15 protein-coding genes and 1 riboswitch are annotated in these 18,965 nt (G+C 56.1%); of the genes, 13 read left to right on the forward strand and 2 right to left on the reverse strand.

Going from position 1 to position 18,965, the window contains the following annotated elements; all coding sequences use genetic code 11:
• The first annotated feature begins 376 nt into the window (after positions 1 to 376).
• From NE591_RS01800 to NE591_RS01830, 7 genes are all read left to right on the forward strand, one after another.
• Entirely contained in the window at positions 377 to 766 is a 390-nt protein-coding gene (locus NE591_RS01800; protein ID WP_147270670.1) for a hypothetical protein, read from the forward strand.
• Positions 767 to 920: 154 nt separating this feature from the next.
• Positions 921 to 1,601 (forward strand): DUF3800 domain-containing protein, encoded by a 681-nt coding sequence (locus tag NE591_RS01805; RefSeq protein WP_114549297.1) that lies wholly within the window; start codon positions 921 to 923, stop codon positions 1,599 to 1,601.
• 878 nt (positions 1,602 to 2,479) lie between these two features.
• A complete protein-coding gene (locus NE591_RS01810; protein WP_231699577.1) occupies positions 2,480 to 2,761 on the forward strand; it encodes a hypothetical protein in 282 nt (93 codons plus the stop codon).
• A 29-nt stretch (positions 2,762 to 2,790) separates the two neighbouring features.
• Positions 2,791 to 3,150 (forward strand): Fic family protein, encoded by a 360-nt coding sequence (locus NE591_RS01815; RefSeq protein ID WP_231699578.1) that lies wholly within the window; start codon positions 2,791 to 2,793, stop codon positions 3,148 to 3,150.
• Positions 3,151 to 3,476: 326 nt separating this feature from the next.
• Entirely contained in the window at positions 3,477 to 5,096 is a 1,620-nt protein-coding gene (locus tag NE591_RS01820) for a helix-turn-helix domain-containing protein (protein ID WP_114539410.1), read from the forward strand.
• Positions 5,097 to 5,339: 243 nt separating this feature from the next.
• The gene (locus tag NE591_RS01825) at positions 5,340 to 5,870 is read left to right on the forward strand and encodes a type IV toxin-antitoxin system AbiEi family antitoxin domain-containing protein (protein WP_173111939.1); all 531 of its coding nucleotides are present in this window, start codon (positions 5,340 to 5,342) and stop codon (positions 5,868 to 5,870) included.
• A 359-nt stretch (positions 5,871 to 6,229) separates the two neighbouring features.
• On the forward strand, positions 6,230 to 7,375 hold the full coding sequence (locus tag NE591_RS01830) for a glycosyltransferase (protein WP_114539408.1): 1,146 nt from the start codon (positions 6,230 to 6,232) through the stop codon (positions 7,373 to 7,375).
• A 54-nt stretch (positions 7,376 to 7,429) separates the two neighbouring features.
• Here the strand turns inward: NE591_RS01830 and NE591_RS01835 are convergent, their stop codons facing one another.
• Complete coding sequence (locus NE591_RS01835; RefSeq protein ID WP_256156255.1) at positions 7,430 to 10,837, reverse strand: GLUG motif-containing protein; 3,408 nt, start codon at positions 10,835 to 10,837, stop codon at positions 7,430 to 7,432.
• Positions 10,838 to 11,076: 239 nt separating this feature from the next.
• Positions 11,077 to 11,286, reverse strand: a riboswitch (cobalamin riboswitch).
• 183 nt (positions 11,287 to 11,469) lie between these two features.
• Between NE591_RS01835 and NE591_RS01840 the strand changes: the two genes are divergently transcribed.
• The 4 genes from NE591_RS01840 (at position 11,470) to NE591_RS01855 (ending at position 15,594) form a co-directional block, all read left to right on the forward strand.
• On the forward strand, positions 11,470 to 11,739 hold the full coding sequence (locus tag NE591_RS01840) for a helix-turn-helix domain-containing protein (RefSeq protein WP_227070635.1): 270 nt from the start codon (positions 11,470 to 11,472) through the stop codon (positions 11,737 to 11,739).
• A gap of 80 nt (positions 11,740 to 11,819) precedes the next feature.
• On the forward strand, positions 11,820 to 13,064 hold the full coding sequence (locus NE591_RS01845; protein ID WP_114539406.1) for an ATP-binding protein: 1,245 nt from the start codon (positions 11,820 to 11,822) through the stop codon (positions 13,062 to 13,064).
• Between the two features lie 171 nt (positions 13,065 to 13,235).
• Positions 13,236 to 14,108: an ADP-ribosylglycohydrolase family protein gene (locus NE591_RS01850; RefSeq protein WP_173111944.1), complete on the forward strand. Its 873-nt coding sequence runs from the start codon at positions 13,236 to 13,238 to the stop codon at positions 14,106 to 14,108.
• A gap of 319 nt (positions 14,109 to 14,427) precedes the next feature.
• Positions 14,428 to 15,594, forward strand: a complete 1,167-nt coding sequence (locus NE591_RS01855; protein ID WP_114539404.1) for a Fic family protein — start codon at positions 14,428 to 14,430, stop codon at positions 15,592 to 15,594.
• Positions 15,595 to 15,834: 240 nt separating this feature from the next.
• Here the strand turns inward: NE591_RS01855 and NE591_RS01860 are convergent, their stop codons facing one another.
• Complete coding sequence (locus tag NE591_RS01860; RefSeq protein ID WP_173111947.1) at positions 15,835 to 16,797, reverse strand: DUF5692 family protein; 963 nt, start codon at positions 16,795 to 16,797, stop codon at positions 15,835 to 15,837.
• A gap of 136 nt (positions 16,798 to 16,933) precedes the next feature.
• On the opposite strand from NE591_RS01860, the gene NE591_RS01865 reads away from it, so the two are divergent.
• Positions 16,934 to 17,650, forward strand: coding sequence for a TetR/AcrR family transcriptional regulator (locus tag NE591_RS01865; RefSeq protein ID WP_231699580.1), 717 nt, complete (start codon positions 16,934 to 16,936; stop codon positions 17,648 to 17,650).
• Between the two features lie 231 nt (positions 17,651 to 17,881).
• Positions 17,882 to 18,658 (forward strand): ATP-grasp domain-containing protein, encoded by a 777-nt coding sequence (locus NE591_RS01870; protein ID WP_256156256.1) that lies wholly within the window; start codon positions 17,882 to 17,884, stop codon positions 18,656 to 18,658.
• Positions 18,659 to 18,965 lie beyond the last annotated feature (307 nt).

Genomic DNA, 18,965 nt, shown 5'->3' on the forward strand with positions numbered 1-18,965 from the left:
CTTCACTAGCTTCGCGGCAAGGAGGCCATAGATGCCTGCCTGTTCTAGTTTTCTCGAAGTGTCGCCTGCTCAGGGCCACTGTGACAATTTGTCACAGTGGTTCAGGAGGGTCTTTTGATGGGCTGGATAATAGCGATACTTGTCATCGGGTTGGCAATAGCCGGATTGGTTGGAGGAGCTGTCTTGCACCCGCTACTCTACGGTCTGTTCGTCGCCTCGATACTGATTGTTCCTCTATGGCTCGGGTCTTCGATCGTCTACGGCATCATAGATGCGATCTTCGGAAAGAGGCGATAGGCCATAGGGTGTGCAAAAGTGGCTCTCCGTGCCTGCCGTTATAATTACATGTGAAGGAACCATAAACGAGGGAAACAGCTTGGCCGACATCAGATGCAGGAGATTCTCGGACATTCTCAGAACCAAAGAGGATCACTACCCATATTCAGACAGGTACATAAGCGAGGTTCACGACTCGTCCACCAAGACGGGAAGGACCGAGCGCGAGCACATGGTCGAATGGTTTCGCGCGAACGAGACCAAGGGAAGCGGTTCGTACAGCAGGCAGACTCCGAACTCCAGCGCGAGACGATGCTGCAACAGCCTGATGAACGCTGCCTCGCTCCTCTGGATCGCCGAGGCTGTCGGTATAGACGAGCTTACCGTGAAGATTGCATATGAGGCTGCTGTTGGTGCCGGAGATTATCGCCGAGCATGCGGGGCGATTCGAAAGACCATCACCTGGGACATGGTCTACGCCTGCGTATAGCCACGAGAGGTCACGATTTCGTGTAGGGCGGAATTGCCTGTTGTCGCAGGAGCTCGCAGGCCTTATAATATTCAGCAACGGACTGGTCGAATAGATCTTGGTCCACCCTGCGGCGGGGATATTCCCCGCCATTTCTATATCTAGGAGCAATACCTTGTCTGACCTTGGGATATTCATCGACGAATCTGGAGACGTAGGGTCGAACTCCGAGTTCTATCTGATCACGATGATACTCCATGACCAAGCATCGAGCATCGAACAGCAGGAACAAAAGCTTTGCTACGAGCTCGATCTTCTGGATGCGCATCCTGAAGAAGCAGTCCACTCCGGTCCCATAGTCCGCAAAGAGGACGAATGGAAGGACGTCGATCTCGAAAAGCGCCGCAAGGTCTTCTTCAAGATGTTCTCGTTCATGAGGCTTAGCCCTATCAGCTACAAGACGTTTTCCGTCAGGAAGAGGGAATGCGCCGACCGGTTCGCGCTGAGGGGGCGGCTCGCAAACGAGCTGGGCTCTTTCCTGAGGGACAACCTCGCTTTCTTCCAGGGATTCGAGTCGGTCATCGTGTACTACGACAACGGTCAGGCTCTTGTCACGGACCTCATCAACACCGTGCTTTGCGCGTATCTGACGAATGTGGATGTCCGCAAGATAGCTCCCTCCGAATACAGGCTGAGCCAGGCGGCGGACATGGTCTGCACGCTGGAGCTCATGAGGGAGAAATCTGAAAATGGCGCGGGCATGAGCAAGTCCGAGCTCATCTTCTTCGAGAGCAGGCGAAGGCTCAGCAAAGTGTTCCTGAAGACGCTGAAGGGACTGGAGTTTCCCAAGAGCTAGCTCACGGGGGAACCGAGCCTCTCGTGGCATTACCGCCGCAGCTCCACCCGGAGCGCGCGTCTTCGCAAACGAGTACTTGAGATAGGAGAATTACCATGGAGTCACCCAGGGTCCTGCCAGAAGCGGGCGACAGGGTTCGATTCGAATTCGACGGAAACCTCATCTCCGGTACCGTATTCGTCGTCGACCCTAGGGGTGGCGGCGTTTGTTTCGGTATTTGCCCCAGCTGCGATGTGAGAGCCGATGACGGCACGCTTCACAAGCATGTCCCCATCAACGAGGTCGAGCCTTTATCGGTTGAGCAGAGGTAAGTTGGCGGGCCCCTTCTTCGCCGCATGCTGGATCTGGGCGGCAAATGGGCAGCCGATGCATGCTGCCAAGCGGTTTGGGGCGATTTTGCTCTGCGAACCGGCTCATAAAGACCCTGTACTCACTTGGAACTCACTTTGTACTCAGCGTTTCACGTTCTGCCTGTTCAGGCCTTTACACTCCTATGCTGAATTTATTCCTGAGTTATTCCTGGTAATAAATTCGCGGAGTAAACGATCGGGATCTCGGCATTTTTGTACTCAGCATTTTCGAAATAAGAGAAAGCACCTGTTCACAGGTGCTTTATTGTAACGCCGTATTTATTCCCTTTCCGAGGTGTGTAAAACGGGATTTAAGGTGAGTACAAAACGATACTGTTGATTTGCTTAACTAGGTGGACGTCATGATGCAGGTTGGACGACATAACATGATTTGATACGTATTGTACGCCTGACGGCAAAAACTACGATTGAGTGGGAGTAGGGGTTCTCCTCTTTCCTTTGACGCTTGATCACCCTAGCGGGTGCTCTCCGTAACGAGGGCACCCGCTTCATTATGAGGAGCGCCCCGTGGATGCCCTGCAATTCACGCGCGATCACCAGGCTTATTTCGAAGACTACGTGACACGCAGCACATACCACTCGAACGCCATCGAGGGCAGCACGCTGTCCTTTGCCGAGACCTATGCCATCCTCTGGAACGACAACACCATGAAGGTGACGGCCACGGCTCGCGAGCTGTACGAGGCGATCAACCACAAGTACGCCCTGGCCACGGCATCGGAAAACATGGACGACCCTCTTTCGGAGCGGCTTGTCAAGGCTATAGCGCGGGATTCAACCGCAACATAAGCGGCATCGACGACTATCGTCACGGCCAGGTGATCATCCGCGGGGCGGAGCACCTGCCGCCGGCCGCCAATCAAGTGAACCAGCTCATGATGCAGCTCGTGTACGAGTACAACCACGACGAGGGAGGGGACCCCTTCCTGCGCGAGGCTCGCTTCCATGTCCGCTTCGAGAGAGTTCATCCCTTCGAAGATGGCAACGGTCGGACAGGTCGCATCCTCGTAAATCGCGGTCTCATGCGCGCCGGCCTCGCCCCAGTAGTGATTCTCGTGGAAGAGCGCGCTGCCTACATGGACTTGCTGGCGCGCAGCGACTACGATGGTCTGGCCGCCATGCTGCGCCGCCTGTCCGAGGCGGAGACCGAGCGTATGGAGAGATTCGCCGAGCTATGATGGTGCCCGAGGGCCGTAGGTGTTCATCCTTGACTCAGGGCTGCACCTTGACTTTCTCGCAGCCCGGACTGGGTTATTCGGTGGCTTGCAGAACCGAATAAGATGGTTTGTGAGCGCCTATAATTCATTGTAGAGGATGTTTAGACAGCCTGCGGGATAGGGTTTTCTCTTGGGCGTGCGGCATCCGAACATCCACGTCGAGGAAGTGATACTCAGCCTTATTGCGAAGTGCATCTTTTTTCGCCGGCACAGGGCTTTTCGCACTACAATATGTATTTATACGGTACAATTAGTGTATCGATAAGATACAAAATGTGAGGTGTGGTATGAACGATAGAGAGCTTCGGTTGTTCAATCTGTGGGCTATCAGGACAAAGGATGAGCTTCTGGGAGCCATCGATGAATATATCGACAGGATTGAGCAGCATGATGATATTGAAATAGTGCGTAAAGGTCGTTCGAAACCCCTTGTAGACGTCATGAAAGACTTCAGAAAGAAGGTTGCAAGAACTCCTCTCGCTGATCTCGACCAGGATTTCTGTGCTTATGAGGTTGAGATTACAGATACGGAAATCGAGCTCAGCATTAATGCGTTCAAAGACATAGTCGTTGATGATAATGGCGAGATTCTAAAGAGTTCTTCCGAAGTTACACCCGAAATCATAGTAGTGAGCGCGCCGTATATTCCTATAGACCAATTTGCTGAGATGCAGGGAGTGAAGGCTGCGACCGTGCGACAATGGATTCGCCGGGGGAAGATTCGAAATGTTAAGAAGCTCGGATCTGAGTGGATGGTTGCTTCTACAGAGGGGCAGCCTGAGAGAGGGTTCACTGGTGGAGTGTTCTACTGCACCGATCAAGACGGGGACATGAGCAGACTCTTCCCTTTAAAGGAGGGAACTCATTCGATAGAGCTGTGGAAGGCAAACCAGTACAGCGAAGAATGTTTGGCGACCATGCGCGATTTTGACCACCATGTACTTGATGAGATAAAACTGAACAGGGTCGCTCGGGAGAAGCTCGAACACGCTTTAGCCGCTTCTCCCGAAGTGCGCTTTCAGAGCACTTTTATAGATGTCATAGATCGGAAAGCGTCGTCGTCTCGTGATGACGCTAACAGCCAGCCAGAAGGTGGCTGGAGCGATGTGGCTGGGACGCAAATCGATGACCTCTCTATCGACTGTCTGCTGAAAGAAATTAGTGGTGATGGCTATGTGCGAGATTTGGCGATAAGCTTAGCTCACTTATGCTTCAGGAATGGTCCGGTCGAAGATATGCACGCAGAAGGCAAGCTTGACGACACGGATATGATGGAACTAAATAAGTACATGGTTGACCATCTCGGATTGTTCCTCTTGTTGCTAGGTTTGTCAGACTTTAGCTCACTGAAGCGAATTCTTTGGTTTCATGATCAGTGCGGTTCTGATTGGGATAGCCCGGATGTCCAAAAAATGCTCCATGATTACCATATTTCGACCGATCGATTAAAGGCGCTAGCCTTCAATCGTGATCAGGCAGCTGCGTGCAGGTGTTCGAGCAATACGGCTCCAGCTGGGCTTACGCGCCTAGCGCCTGTGCCCTCAAGTGATCATGATCCAGACGAACCTTTGGCGGACTGCCCGATCTGCGGGTCGAATGTTCTCATACGCAAACCGATGACAAACCTTTCGTTTGCTGTGGATCACGGCAAGACTGTTCATACGAACAAAGAGCTTGCAAATGCAGCGCATGTTCCCATTCAACTTGTGACCGATATGCAATTCGTTGAAAGGGTCAAGAGCGCGAGTGAAAAGCAGCGTGAGCGCATGAAGGCAGTCGCCGATGTCTTGGATGTTCCGCTTGACTATCTTCTTGCATTTAACCCGAATGCCTCTACCATCAGTTGCGGTGATTGCCATACAACTGCACCATGGTCTGTTTGGAGTGCGCGTCGGCCCTGGCGATGAACGCGTCGTCGTTTCTGCTTCTGCGCAGAACGCCTTTCAGCGCTACAGGTGTTTTCTGTAGTTGAATTGCGAAGGATGCATTTGGCTATACCGTGCGAGATATCAATGGCATTCCTGCCATCGTGAAGGACTATGGCTCTGCAATGGACTTCATGCGCGATCGTCGGACTTAAAGCGTTATTTGAAACCAAATCCCTATTATTGCTCATGCCAAAACCTTCCCAAATATGGTAAGGTTTTGGCATGAGCAAATACGAGGAAATATACGAAGTAGCAGCCGATAACTACGGGATTGTGACCCGGGATGAAGCGGCAAGGATGGGGGTCTCCGATAAGGAGCTGTCCCGTTTTACCTCCGATGGAAGGCTGACCCGTATTGGGCGCGGCGTCTACCGCATTAAGCACCACGTTCCCGGCAATCTTGATCCTTACGCCGAGAGCGTTGCTCTGGCGGGTCCCGGTGCGTACCTCTACGGCGAATCTGTCCTCGCCATGTTCGCGCTTTGCCCCACTAATCCCGCCAAGATGTACATCGGCACGCCGAGGCGCATCCGCAGAAAGCTACCCGAGGGAATGAAGGTAGTGCAGCGAAAGGGCGCCAAGGACGTTACCGAGTACGAGGGCATACCCTCACAGACGGTCGTGGCGGCCATCAGCTCGTGCGTGGGCAAGATCATGCCCGATAGGCTTCAGGAGGCCGTTTGGGAAGCGCGGCGGCAGGGCCTATTGGGGAAAGACGAGGCGGAGAAACTCGATAGGGAGGTGTCAATCTGATGCTAAAGAGACCGAACAGTCTCATCGAAGAGATCGCCCAATAGCTGTTTGCGGCGAATAAATCCCATTTCAGGCTTACGTGGACAATGTGCCCGCGTAGTAAGGGAGGCGGACGATTTCCGGAACAGTCCGCTATGCTGCGAGCTGCATAGGAATCTGGGACGGAAGCATCAGCGTTCCCTTATGAAGCTTTAGGCTTGTGAAAAACAAGAGGAACGGTGCAAACGGGAGAGGGGAATCTTGGGGAATTCGGCTCGACCTTCTCGCGCTTGTGCGCGCCGCTTATTATATATCTCGCGCTCTGCCGGCTATCCTGTCACAATGAGACTTGAAGAATATGATTCGACGAAGGAGCAGACATGCGCATCGCGCTCGTGATGGACGATATGCCCGTCCGCTCCAATGGCACATCCTCTACGGCGTTGCGCTATGCGGATGCCCTGCGCGAGCAAGGCCATGAGGTCATCTGCGTGGCCTTTGGCGCGGATGACCCCGATAGCTTCGATGTGCCCGAGCATCACATCCCCGTCGTGACTCCGGTTGCCGAGGGGCTCGATTTCCACTTCGCGCTGCCTGACGAGGCGGTCTTCGATGAAGCATTCGCCGATGTTGACGTCATCCATATCTTCCTCCCCTTCGCCTTAGGCCAGGCGGCTCGCGATTGGGGGCGAGCCCACGGTGTGCCGGTGACGGCGGCATTTCACTTGCAGCCGGAGAACGTCACCTACAACGCGAACCTGGGGGCAGCGCCCTTGGTTTGCGATGCCATCTACAGGCTGTTTCGCGACTGGCTCTACGGCGACATCCGCCATATCCATTGTCCGAGCCAGATGATCGCCAACCAGCTGCGCAAGCATGGCTACCGGAGTCAACTCCATGTCATATCCAATGGCGTGCCCAAGGCGTTCTGCCCAGGAGAGGGCGAGAGCTTCAATGATGGCCTTGTCCATATCGTCACCGTCGGTCGTCTCTCTCACGAGAAGGACCAGGCAACCATCATCCGCGCCATCGAACGTTGCTTCCATAGGGATCAGATCCGGCTGCATATCTGCGGTAAGGGCCCGCTTAAGCACAAGCTTGAGCACGAAGGGAGCCGCCTGCCCCATCCTCCTATCTTCGAGTATCGGTCCATCGATGACCTGATAGCCCTGGAGCGAGCGTGTCCTTTGTACATCCATGCGTCGATTGCAGACATCGAGGCCATGAGCGTATTGGAGGCTCTCGCCTGCGGCTGCGTCCCGATCATCGCCGAGGCCGAGATGAGCGTGCCCTCTCAGTTCGCTCTCTGTGGGGAGAGCCTATTCGAAGCTGGTGACGACGAGCGCCTTGCCGAGCTCATTGACTGGTGGCTCGATCATCCCGAGAAGATCGCGGAATGGAGCCCGCGTTATGCTGCAGAGGGCATGGGCGATCATGTGGAAAAGTGCGCCGAACGCTTCGCTGCGATGCTGGAAGAGGCCATTGCCGACGACCTTTCAGCCTATGGGGAAGAAGCCCGAAGTTAGCCGCAGGCGCACTTCTCTGCGGAGCCTTGCAGTTCTCCCGTCTTTCTGCCGCCGCTAGCTTCGCTTGCCCTTCTTCCAGAGCCTAACCACAGCGGTAGTCCCGATCCCGATAATGGCAATGATCAAAACAACCAAGTAGGAATGCCACCACTCTGCTTCTGCTGTTTCCAAATCCGCTTCCACGATTTCGTATGACTCGCCAGATGCTAAAGGAACATAAGCGTCTTCAAACACGACGAGTGGCTGTGTGATTCGGGAGGTTCCATCAGAAGAGGTGATGAGCACTTGGTCACCCTCTTTCACTCCAGGAGCCTTCACCCAATTGACAAGCTCGAAAGCGTCCGGGGTATCGGGCTCGTACCCAGGCTGTTCAGGGCTCGATGTGCCGGAGCCCTGCGAGCCCTCAGGGGCGGGGCTCGATGTGCCGGGGCCCTGCGGACCCTCAGGGGCGGGGCTCGATGTGCCGGAGCCCTGCGGACCCTCAGGGGCGGGGCTCGATGTGCCGGAGCCCTGCGAGCCCTCGGAGGGCGAGCCATCAACACTAGGCCACTCCCAATGTCCGTAAGCAGATCCGTCATCGGTGAAGAACAGTACCAGCTTGTCGCCGTCCTCCAGCGTGTAACCGGCCAAACCCACGCTAGGCGTCGTCCCGTTCACTGAATACAGCCAGCCGGAATTCGGGCCGCGACTCTTCTCTGCGAGCACGGTGCCGTCCGGTCCGGTGATGGAGCTCACATAGCTGCCTTTGTGCTGGTAGTTGCCCGCAGGAACCATCTGCTTGAACACATCCCATGCCGTTGTGCCTTCGGGCAACTGCTTGTATTTGCCTGAGTACAGAACGCGCGATCCGTCGGTCACAGCGAAGTTCACATCGACCGGTGCCCTACGCGCCATCGCCATAAGTGGGTTGCTCGTTCCGCGCACGAGTATCTCCGCGCTCACTTCCTGATTGTATAGAGCCGCGAGGTCCTTGTACTGCGCGTAGGTTATGGGATCTTCCGCGTAAAGCTTGCCGTACTTTCCGTATACCTTGTGGGAAAGCACACTTTTGATGGTGACCGCCTTCGGCTCGGCCTGGCGGGTCACCAGCAGGTTCTCGTGCGACACCACTTTCGCATTCGAGGACTTGAACAGACGCCACAGCTCCAGCTCTTCCCAGCCGTCCTGCGCCACGGGCACGATGCCCGTGTTCTTCTCTTGTGCGCTGTCGCGGACCCATACGAGCTCCCCGTTGTCGTCAGCGTATACCTCGAAAAACGGAGATAGGTTAACGGTGACCTCGTTTGCGGATGGGTTCGCACCTGCGTTGAGGCCGTCGAAGTAATGCTGCTTTGCCTGCTCCATGAGATCGAATTCCGAAGCGAGGTCGGAAAGCTCGATGGGCTTCACGCGGATGGTGAAATCCTTGGTCGCCTTGACGCCGGTGTCTTTGTCGGAAAGGGAAACGGAAAGCGTCGCGAGGCCTTCCATGTTCGCGCTGCGGGCGAGGCTGCCCGTGCCCATGGGGCGAAGCACGGAGACTCGGGCGCTGTTGCGCACGTCGGGTACGGTCAATAGCGTGCCGTCGCTGCTTGCAAGCGTAACGGGGTAGTACTTGCCGTCCACGCCGAAATCGGCCGTCGTGGGAAGCTGGATGTCGTTCTCGACAGTGTAGATGCCGCCGGCATCGGGCTGAAGTCGTACGCCGGTGACGCTATCGCGCAGGCCTGCCTTGGCAAAGCCGGCGTCGAGCTTTGCCATAAGCTCGCTTTTGATCTGCTGTGCCCTTGCGCCGTCCAGCGAGTCGACATGCACGGGGAAGGTCTGCTCGACTGCGATCTCGGGTTCACCCATTGCCGTGCGCTGGAAGACGACCTTAGCGGTTAGCGTCACGTCCTTCGGCGTTTCTCCGCACTTCACCTTGCCGACGTACGGGGCGAACAGCGTGTCGGCCGTGCCCTGGTTCTCGCTGGATACGGAGATGACGGATGGGTCGGAGGAAGTCCATGTGATCTGCGCCCAAAGCTTTCCGCTTGCAACCTTGGGAAGTGAAAGGTCGGTGCTTACGTTGGTGGTGTCGCCAAGGTCGACCTGCGAGAGAACGTCTGCCGCCAGCATGGCTTTGACCTTCTGGGCGTTCCAATAGACGATGACGGGAACAGTCTTCTGAACGGTGGCTCCGGCTAAGGAAAGGTCGATAGTGATGCGGTAGGAGCCGAACCATTGCGCGCGGAAGCCGTCGGGGTCTGCGTAGAAGTAGGTGATGTTGCCTTCTTGGTCGATGGCGGAGCAGTTGTCGGTGCCGTTCGTCTTCTCGATGGATTTCAGGGCGACCGTGATATTCGGGTGCTTCGCATGGATCATATCGACGACGTTGGCGTCCTTGCCGAACTCGGGGTAGAGCGTCGAGAGTGATGCGGCTATCTCGTCAAGTGTCTTGTCGGTTGCGGGCGGAACGTCGGGGTTGGGCTCGTCAGGACTGGGGCCGGGCGTGGGATCAGGATCATCGGGATCGACGGGGCCGGGTGCCGTGCCGCCGATGATGACGCTATGAAGGTAGGCGGGGTCGTCCGACTGCACGCAGCTTTCTCTCTCGACTGTGCCCGTGCCCGCGCCTGATATGCGCGTGACATAGCCGCATGTTCTGATGGTGGATGAGCCGTAGAGGAAGTCGACGATGTCGCTTGCGGTGTCTGAGCCCGAAATGGCGCCGGTGCTGTAGCAGCGCTCGATACTTCCGTTGTTCTGCAGCTGGCCGCAGATGCCGCCTGCACGACTGGTTCCAGTCACGGAACCAGTGTTGTAGGAGCTCTCGATAGTGGTGTACTTCGCGTACCCGACGATGCCGCCCGCAACGCCGCCTGACACGGAACCGGTGTTGGAGCAGTTCGAGAACGAGGCGGTCTGCGAGGCACTGTTGCCAGCGTAGCCAACCAGACCGCCTGCGTAGGCTGTGCTTCCTTTGGCGCCTGTCGAGACGCTTCCTGAGAAGCTGCATCCGGTGAGCGAGCCCTGCTGCACTTTGCCTACGATACCGCCGACATAGGCCTTGGTGGAAGACACCGTGCCGCTCACATGAAGGTTCTTGATGGTGGCACCGTTGATACCGCCGAAGAAGCCAACGTTCGTAGTAGTACGATTCACGCTCAAGTTCGTGATGCTATGGCCGCAGCCATCGAACACGCCGCTGAACGCTTCGGTGATATAGCCGCTTGATGGATAGAAGGGCTCCCACTCGCCAACGGAGATGTCAGACGTCATCTTCACGTGGACGCCAGGGTTGCCGTTCATGATGCCGCGTAGCAGCTCCAGGTCTTCCACGGAGCCGACGAGAAAGGGGTCAGCTTCCGTGCCACTGCCCGCAAGATCGTTCTGAGGCTGAATGAGCTCTTGAGCCTCGCTGACGCTTGTGGGCTCATCTTCGGCTTCAACCGATTCGTACGACTTCTCATCGGCGCCAGAGTCATCGAGCGCTCCGTCCACAGGCGAAATGGGCTGCTCTGGAGCGGTAGGAAGGGGAGGTTCCGTAGGCTCATCGGCCTCAGCAGAGCCTGCCACCTCATCTGGTGAAGCTGGTGCTCCAGTTGATTCGGAAAGGTTAGGAGAGGTTTCCGCAACCGTATCTTGTGCGAATACAGAGGTAGGCGTGAACGAGAAACAGAGCAGAAGGGACAAAAATGCGCAAACGAACTTAGAGCCGGACATGATCGGCACCTCTTTCCCAGGGCTATCGTGCGATGGAGAGGTGTTCCGACTTTGCCTCATCAAAGCAGCCACCGTGCCCGGCGAGGACGAAATGGCAATCTGGAGGATTACATCGCCCAAGATGCTGCTTTTCGGCGTTTACGGTTACTGGTATAGCGGAGGATTCTCACCTCCATTCCCACTCAGAGCTGCAGCATGCGCGGCAGCTCCGTACCCCCTGCATGCGGGCGCACTCCATCAATGCCAAAACAACAATCACATTATAGGCTATCGATTAAAGGGTGCGCTAGTATGAATATTATTCCAGGGCTACTCCAACGCAGTAGTCGGAAGTGGCTTGTAAGCCTCGCCCTTGACGTCTTCGAGGTTGGAGACGGCTTCGCACATCAAAGACAACGAAGAGTCGGGCCGTGCGATCGGCGATGCCCGGCTCGAAGGAACGGGGTACAGCTACACGCTCTCTCATCTCCGGCAAGCACAAGATGGTGATCCTGTACTGCCTTATGGAGTACCAGCCGGTTAGGTTCAACGAGCTGAAGCGCTACCTCGGGAAGATCTCAGACAAGACGCTCTCCCAGAACCTCAAGGAGTTGGAAGGGGGTGATTTGGTTCGTCGCAAGGTGTATCCGCAGATCCCTCCCAAGGTCGAGCACTCGCTTCCGAATCAAAATAGACAATAAAAGAATTAAATGTACTTAATTCTATACCAGATAGGTATGATAGAATTAAGCTGAATTAATTCTATCGAAAGGAACCCGGAGTGATTCTGCGAACGCAATATCTCGAGAGGATTCGTCCGTTCTACGACTCTGAGTTGATTAAAGTCATTACCGGGGTGAGGCGTTGCGGCAAATCCGTCTTGCTGAGGCAAATAGCGGACGAAATCCGTGCGGAGCATTTCGATTCTATGGAACCGGACACGCTGGTGTTCGTCGATTTCGACGACTACGCCAACCGCGAACTCACCGATCCCGACAAACTCTACCGTCACATCAAGCCAAAGCTCTCCGACGAGCGTAAAACCTACCTGCTTTTTGACGAGATTCAGAATGTGCGCGATTTCGAGCTCGTGGTTAATTCGTTCAATACGACCGACAACGTCAGCATCTTTTTGACGGGTTCAAACTCGAAGCTGCTATCGGGCGAGCTTGCAACGCGCTTGGGTGGTCGTACGGTGTCGTTTCATGTGATGCCGTTCAACTTCCGAGAGTTCTGCTGCTTCAAAGAGGCCCAACTTCATTCGGAGGCTTCCGAAGGACATTTGGATGAATCGATGCTTTTGGATGAGTACCTGACATGGGGAGGTTTTCCCTTGGTGTGCGGGCAGGAGCTGGCCGAGTCGCGGCGTGTGGTTCTCGACAATCTGTACAACTCCATCGTGCTCCGAGACATCATTCAGCGCAACAAGGTATCCTCCGCAACGACTCTTGAAAACGTGCTGGATTATCTGATTGCCAACTCGTCATCGACGGTGTCGGGCAACAACATCGCCGCCGAGCTAACCGACTCGGTTCGGAAGGTGTCCGCGCCAACGGTTTACGACCTCATTCGCTACATCGAAGAGGCCTACGTTGTGGGAAGAGCGGAGCGCTACGATATCCGCGGAAAGAAGAAACTGCGATTCGAGGCTAAAGAGTATGTGTGCGATCTCGGATTGTTCCATCTTCGGAAGAACCGAGTCAAAGATGAGTGGAACTGCGTCGTTGAGACGGTAGTCTATAACGAGCTGATCTCGCGCGGTATGCAAGTGTATGTGGGAAAGCTGCACAAGAGCGAGATAGACTTCGTTGTCGAAAGAGACGGGCGTCGTTGCTACGTTCAGGTCGCCTACGTGATGGCCAGTGAGTCAACGATTGATCGTGAGTTCGGAGCGCTGGAGGCCATTGGCGATAGCTATCCCAAGTACGTGGTCTCGATGGACCCTGTTGTCGCGAGCAGGAATGGCATCACTCATGTGAGGCTGATCGATTTTCTGCGTGACGAATCATTGCTCCGCTTGGGTTGAGGTCGCTGCCGGTCGCTGTGTCTCGCAAGCGCCATGGCAGGGCCGCTCTTCCAGAGAGGCTTCGTTGTGGTTGCTCCGCGGCTGTGCATCGATGGGCTACTTGATTTGACATCTTGGACGAGAGATGATGTCTTGGACGTTCCGGAAAGTCATTCTACTAAGGAGCGCGAAATGATTCTTCGAGAGTGCAACCATCCGGTGGCGCCAGCTCGTGAGAGCCGTGCCTCGAAAACCCTCAGAGCCGTCGTGTACGGGGCTGCTGTGGGCGATGCGCTTGGGGTGCCTTATGAGTGCATGGAGCGCGGCACCTTCGCATGCGAGGGCATGGTCGGTGGGGGAGCGCACGGGATGCCTGCGGGCACGTTCTCGGACGACACGTCGCTGATGCTTGCGACTTGCGACAGTATCAGAGCTTGCGGCGGCGTCGATGTGGACGACATGCGTAGCCGCTTCCGGGCTTGGCTCTACGAGGGCGCGTACACTGCCGACGGTCGCGCCTTCGGGGTCGGCAACGCCACCGCTACTGCGCTTCTCCAGGGATTCGGCTGCGACGGCGAGCGTTCTAACGGCAACGGGTCGCTCATGCGCATCGCGCCGCTGGCCCTTACGGACGCGACCGACGATGAGGTCAGGGCGGTGTCGGCCATCACGCACGCCCATCCGATATCCACGGAGTCCTGCGTTTTCTTCGTGCGCGCCCTGAGGGATGTGCTGGAAGGGGAGGGGCTGGAAGAGGCCATCGGGCGCAACATTCCCGGTGACGAGCGCTTCGCTTTCCTGGAGGGCATCCGGGGACTGCCCCGCGACGAGATCCGCTCGACGGGCTACGTCCTGGACACCTTGGGCGCCGCGCTCTGGTGCGCGTGCAACACCGACAGCTACGAGGAATGCGTGACGGAGGCGGTGAACCTGGGCGGCGACTCCGACACCACCGCCTGCGTCGCTGGCGCGCTGGCAGCCGCCCTCTACGGCTACGATTCCATTCCCCGGCAATGGCTGAACCAGCTCCGCGGGAAAGAGGTTATCGAGCGGTGCCTATTCTGATGGCCGGTGAGGCAACGATCATTCGTGGGTCTTGAGCGCTGGAGGCCATTGGCGATAGAAACCCTCGAAGCCCTCGATGGACCCTGTTGCCGTGGGCGGGAATGGCATCACCCGTCTGAGGCCCATCGGCTTTCTCAGCGACGAATCATTGCGCCGCTTGTGTTTCGCGCATTGGGTGCCCGATTCATTGTTTGCGTCCGTGCAACTTAAAAGTGTCGTTAGCTCGTTTGAGGCTTTGTAACGACGAAATTTCATGATAAAGTGTCGTTAGAATACTATATAAGACTTTAATAGCTCTAAAGTGTCGTTAGGATGCGCTATGAAAATAGAGAACAACGGGCAGGGCTTTCTCAGGAAAAACCTTACAGGAGAGTTGGAGTACTCTTCATTCGTGCCAACGCCGTTATCGAGAGTGGCCGCCCTGGAGCTTAGCTCTGACACCGTAAAGCTGCTCAGCGCTTGCTCGAGGAAGATTGGCGAGCTTGAAGGTATGCTCAGATTTGTTCCGAATGCTTCGATGTATCTGGCGATGTACGTTCGCAAAGAAGCCTTGCTGTCGGCGCAAATTGAAGGAACGCAGTGCACGTTTGACGATATTCTCGACCCGTCCAATGTCGGACTTACTCGCAAAGATGTGTCTGACGTGGTCGCCTACGTTAAGGCGACGGAGTATGCGGTGAAAAGGATGCAGACGCTTCCTCTTTGCGCGCGTCTTCTTAAGGAGACGCATGAAGTGCTGCTTGAGGGGACGCGCGGACAGGAAAAGAATCCCGGGCAGATGAGAGTCTCTCAAAACTGGATAGGTCCAGCTGGCTGCACGCTGCGCGATGCATCGTTCGTTCCTCCAAACGTCGACGATATGGCCGATGCCCTTTCGGAAATGGAGGCATTCGTAAACAACGAGCATGGAATTGACCCTATTGTGAAAGCGGCGCTCGTTCATTATCAGTTTGAGACCATCCACCCGTTTCTCGATGGCAACGGAAGAATCGGAAGGCTCCTGATAACGCTCTCGCTAATGAATGATGGCGTCCTAAGCGGTGCGGTTTTCTACCCTTCCTATCAGCTGAAGCTGCGGCGAAGCGAGTACTACGCCATGCTAACCAAGGTGCGCGAGTGCGGCGCCTACACAGAATGGGTCGAATTCTTCTGCGACTGCTTGCTGGCAAGCGCCGAGGATGCGGTTAGGGCGATGGAGTTGCTTGTCAACCTGAGGAACAAAAACGCATCCCTCATCAACGAGGAAATGGGACGGTCGGCCGGCAACGGTCAAAGGCTTTTGGAGCTGATTGAGGGCAATCCGATTGTCGATGTGAACTTCGTGGCAGAGCAACTCGAGATTTCAAGGACAACTGCGGTGAAATTGGTGAAGTCTTTCTGCGACCTGGGCATATTGGCACAGCTTGAGGCTAACAAGCAGCGATATCGGGTCTATCTGTACGAAGATTATCTTGCCATTCTTCGGCGCGGGGGAGATCCGTTGTAGACGCCGTGGAGGGAAGCGCCTTATTCGCGGGGCGCGGCGCCTGCCAAGTGCCTGACGGTCTAAATGCGCCGTTAGCTCAGCTGTCAATCCTCTAACGATACTTTATCTCGGTAGTCTTTCGTTAGATGATTGTCAGGGGCTGCAGCGACTTTAAGCTGTCGTTAGAAAAAGCCCGAGCCGATAGTTGCGGCTATCGGCTCGGGCAAGAATTCAAGGCATGCCGGATCGGGTGGAATGCCCCTACTTGTTCTCCTCCACGATGCGCTGGTAGGCCTTCGTGCCGGCGTAGATCTGATCCTTCAGCGGGTTCAGCTTCAGTTTGCGGATGCGGTAGAGCTGGTAAGCCGCCAGCGCCACATTCGACGCCAGCGCGATCAGGCTCACCGCGAAGAACGCCATGGGGTTGTGCGTGGTCGGGATGGGGGCGAGCACGTCGGCGAACTGGGGCACTGTCATCACGAACATGATCCACAGTGCCAGTGTCTGCGCCCGATGCTGCAGCCATGCACCGCGCTTGATGAAGAACGTCGGGATGGTGCAGGCCAGAAGCAGCGCCAGGCCGCAGTAGGCTGAGTGATCCGAGATGCAGTTGTAGGTGTAGGCGAAGTTCCAAAGGTCGTAGGCGATGATCCAGGCCCAGATCATGTCCGGCCAGATCATGTCCTTCGACGGGTCCTTCGAAATGAAGATGCCGAACCAGCCGCAGATCGTGAGGATGTTCAAAATGCCCGCGATGCCGTTCATAATGTTCCACGGGCCCGATATCGTCCACAGGTTCTCGACGACGCCGCCCTCCCACAGCGCGAAGCCGAACACCTGGAAGTCGCGGATGACCGCCTCGGCGATGTTGATCGCCAGGATGAGCGGCGGAAAGCACAGCGCCCAGCGCTTCTCGTACAGGTAGTGGATCTTGCCGTCCTTGCCGCGCCATTTCACAAAGCGCAGGGCTATGAACCCGAGGCACCCCGCCAGCGCGGAGTAGGTCTTCACCCAGTTGAACCAAGTTCCCGTGCCGTACTCGTTGCCGGGTGCGGCGGTTTCGGGCCACACGAACAGGGTGAGCGCGATCGGCACAAGCGCGAACAGGGCGAGCCCGCACCACAGTTTGACGCGCCCCAGCTCGTTGAAGGCCATCAAAGCGAAGAGGGCGAACAGCCAAATGACCCAGTAAATCGGATCGGCTGCCTGGTAGAGGATGCCCATGGAGTCTCCTTTCGTCGGCATGTGCCCGCGCGTTTCAGAAGCGGGAATGCGGCTTGCGATGCGCCCGTGTGCGGGCCGATTCGCTTAAAGTCTAGCAAATGCCGGTATCGCAATACTTCACAAAAGGCTATGATTTGTGCAGGACATTTCGCGGAGGAGAGACGGGACGTTCCAGGGGATGACGATGATGCGCGACTACGGGAAGATGACGCCGCTGCAGGCGGCCGGCTGCGTACGGGAGAGGCGCCGAGACCTGAAGGAATCGCGACGCCTGACCGACACGCCGGGCGCGATTGTGGCCACGGCACGGAAGCTCTTCGAGCAGAGAGGGGTGCGGGCAACCTCCATTGCGGCCATCGCGAAGGAGGCGAACGTCACCCGTGAACTTATCTACTACCACTTCGCAAACCGCAACGGGCTGATTGAGGCGGTCATCGACGACTACGTGGAAGACTTGGTGGAAAGCGTGATCGTGTGGAACGAGGCGCGGGTCTTCGGCGACACGCCGGGGTCGCTGAAGAAGTGCATCCAGACGTTTCGCTACTCCCTCTACGACAGGGCGGGAAGGCCGCGCCCGGTGATAGCCGTCCTGGAGGAGCTGGGCGTGCGGGACGCCTTTGACGTGCGCGCCACGCGCGAGACGGCGGACTGCCTGGCGAACCATATCGCGAAGGAGTACGCGGCTTACCACCGGATTGAGATCGAGCTGGTGCACGAGATGTTCTGCGTCGTGATATTCGGCCTGGTGGGCCTCGTGAAGATGAACCCCCGGATAGAAGACGATGTCCTCATGAAGGTGATAGAGCAAACCCTGCGCCTCGACATGGCGCCGCTTGAGGCGGGGGAGGGGTGAGCCGCTTCGCTTTAAAGGCATTGTGCCATGAACTTGCCGAGAATGTGGGAGCAGTCGCCCCCGCCCCCTCATGCTGAAGGGGTTGATGGTCTCGAAGAGGAATGACAGGTAAAGACAGCGAGTAAGGTCTATAGAGTGGCAGCGGAGATGGGCTGGTCGGACTAATGCGGCGCAAAAACGGTTTAAGTGTTCGTCTGAACATGCGATGCTGTGTCTATGGGTAGAATGTGGGTGACCGCAAATGCGTTACTGGAGTTCAGCATGAGAGCATTTATTCCTTGCAAAGATCATGTGCCATACAATGTAAACTTTTATTCTGCGTGGCTCGGATTCTCCGATATGGGCTTTGAAACTATTCCATATTTTGACCCCTCGGAGCTTTTGGGCGTCGAGAGGGGAGATGTCGTAGTTGGCGGGATCGGCTCCTGTCAAGCCGTGTTGCGCAGATTCGGAGTCCAAATTCCGCAGATCAACTATCCAGAGTCTCTAACACCGTTCCTGGGAAGGGAATTGTGGCGTTCAACCATCAACCAAGTGAACAACGACATCAAATCATGGCCGCTTTTTGTAAAGCCAGTCGAAGACAAAAAGTTCACGGGCAAAGTCATCAAAGGCATATCTGACCTTGTTGGTTGCGGCATAAGCGGCGAAAATCCTCCGGTTATTTGCAGCGAAGTCGTAGATTTCGGGGCTGAGTGGCGCTGTTTCGTGCGTTATGGGGAGGTATTAGATGTGCGCCCTTACAAGGGCGATTGGCGGCTCCATTTCGATCCTTCGACTATCGAGAGCGCTGTGAAGGAATACCGGGATGCACCTGCTGGCTATGGGATCGATTTTGGGGTGACAGCAGACCGGCGAACACTTCTTGTCGAAGTGAACGACGGATATGCGCTCGGCTGCTATGGACTGCAGCATGATCTTTACGCCCAGCTGCTCTCTGCTCGTTGGAGCGAGCTCATGGGCGTCGAGGATGAGCTTAGCTACATCGGCGTGCACTCAGGTATGTGAGTCAAGGCTTCGGGGCCTTCTGGCTTTTCAGGCAACGGTGCAGACGGGAAAGGCTGGTTTCGATTTTCGACCGAGCTGAAACGTTCCGCTAACTTATCGAGCGCAAGCAAGTTTCTAGGGCGGTCTTGCTGCCCGAGATTGCCGTATCCCAAAGAGCGTTCATTTCGAGTGAGTAGACGTTGTTAGCGTCGGGCGAGAATAGCCACCTAAAGTCAAACTAGTTCAGCCAAATTCCAGTCAAGCAAAAACAGCCATTGCGACGCTGCTGGCCCTACACTGGTGTACGCCAATACGCCAGAAGACAAGG

Origin of the sequence: Adlercreutzia sp. DFI.6.23 (assembly GCF_024462535.1) — a bacterium.
Taxonomy (GTDB): Bacteria; Actinomycetota; Coriobacteriia; order Coriobacteriales; family Eggerthellaceae; genus Adlercreutzia; species Adlercreutzia rubneri.

What these genes read in the sequence shown, in the direction of transcription:
- NE591_RS01820 (WP_114539410.1), top strand. Translation starts at nt 3,477, where the DNA reads ATGAACGATAGAGAGCTTCGGTTGTTCAATCTGTGGGCTATCAGGACA.
- NE591_RS01825 (WP_173111939.1), top strand. Translation starts at nt 5,340, where the DNA reads ATGAGCAAATACGAGGAAATATACGAAGTAGCAGCCGATAACTACGGG.
- NE591_RS01830 (WP_114539408.1), top strand. Translation starts at nt 6,230, where the DNA reads ATGCGCATCGCGCTCGTGATGGACGATATGCCCGTCCGCTCCAATGGC.
- NE591_RS01850 (WP_173111944.1), top strand. Translation starts at nt 13,236, where the DNA reads ATGATTCTTCGAGAGTGCAACCATCCGGTGGCGCCAGCTCGTGAGAGC.
- NE591_RS01855 (WP_114539404.1), top strand. Translation starts at nt 14,428, where the DNA reads ATGAAAATAGAGAACAACGGGCAGGGCTTTCTCAGGAAAAACCTTACA.
- NE591_RS01860 (WP_173111947.1), bottom strand. Translation starts at nt 16,797, where the DNA reads ATGGGCATCCTCTACCAGGCAGCCGATCCGATTTACTGGGTCATTTGG.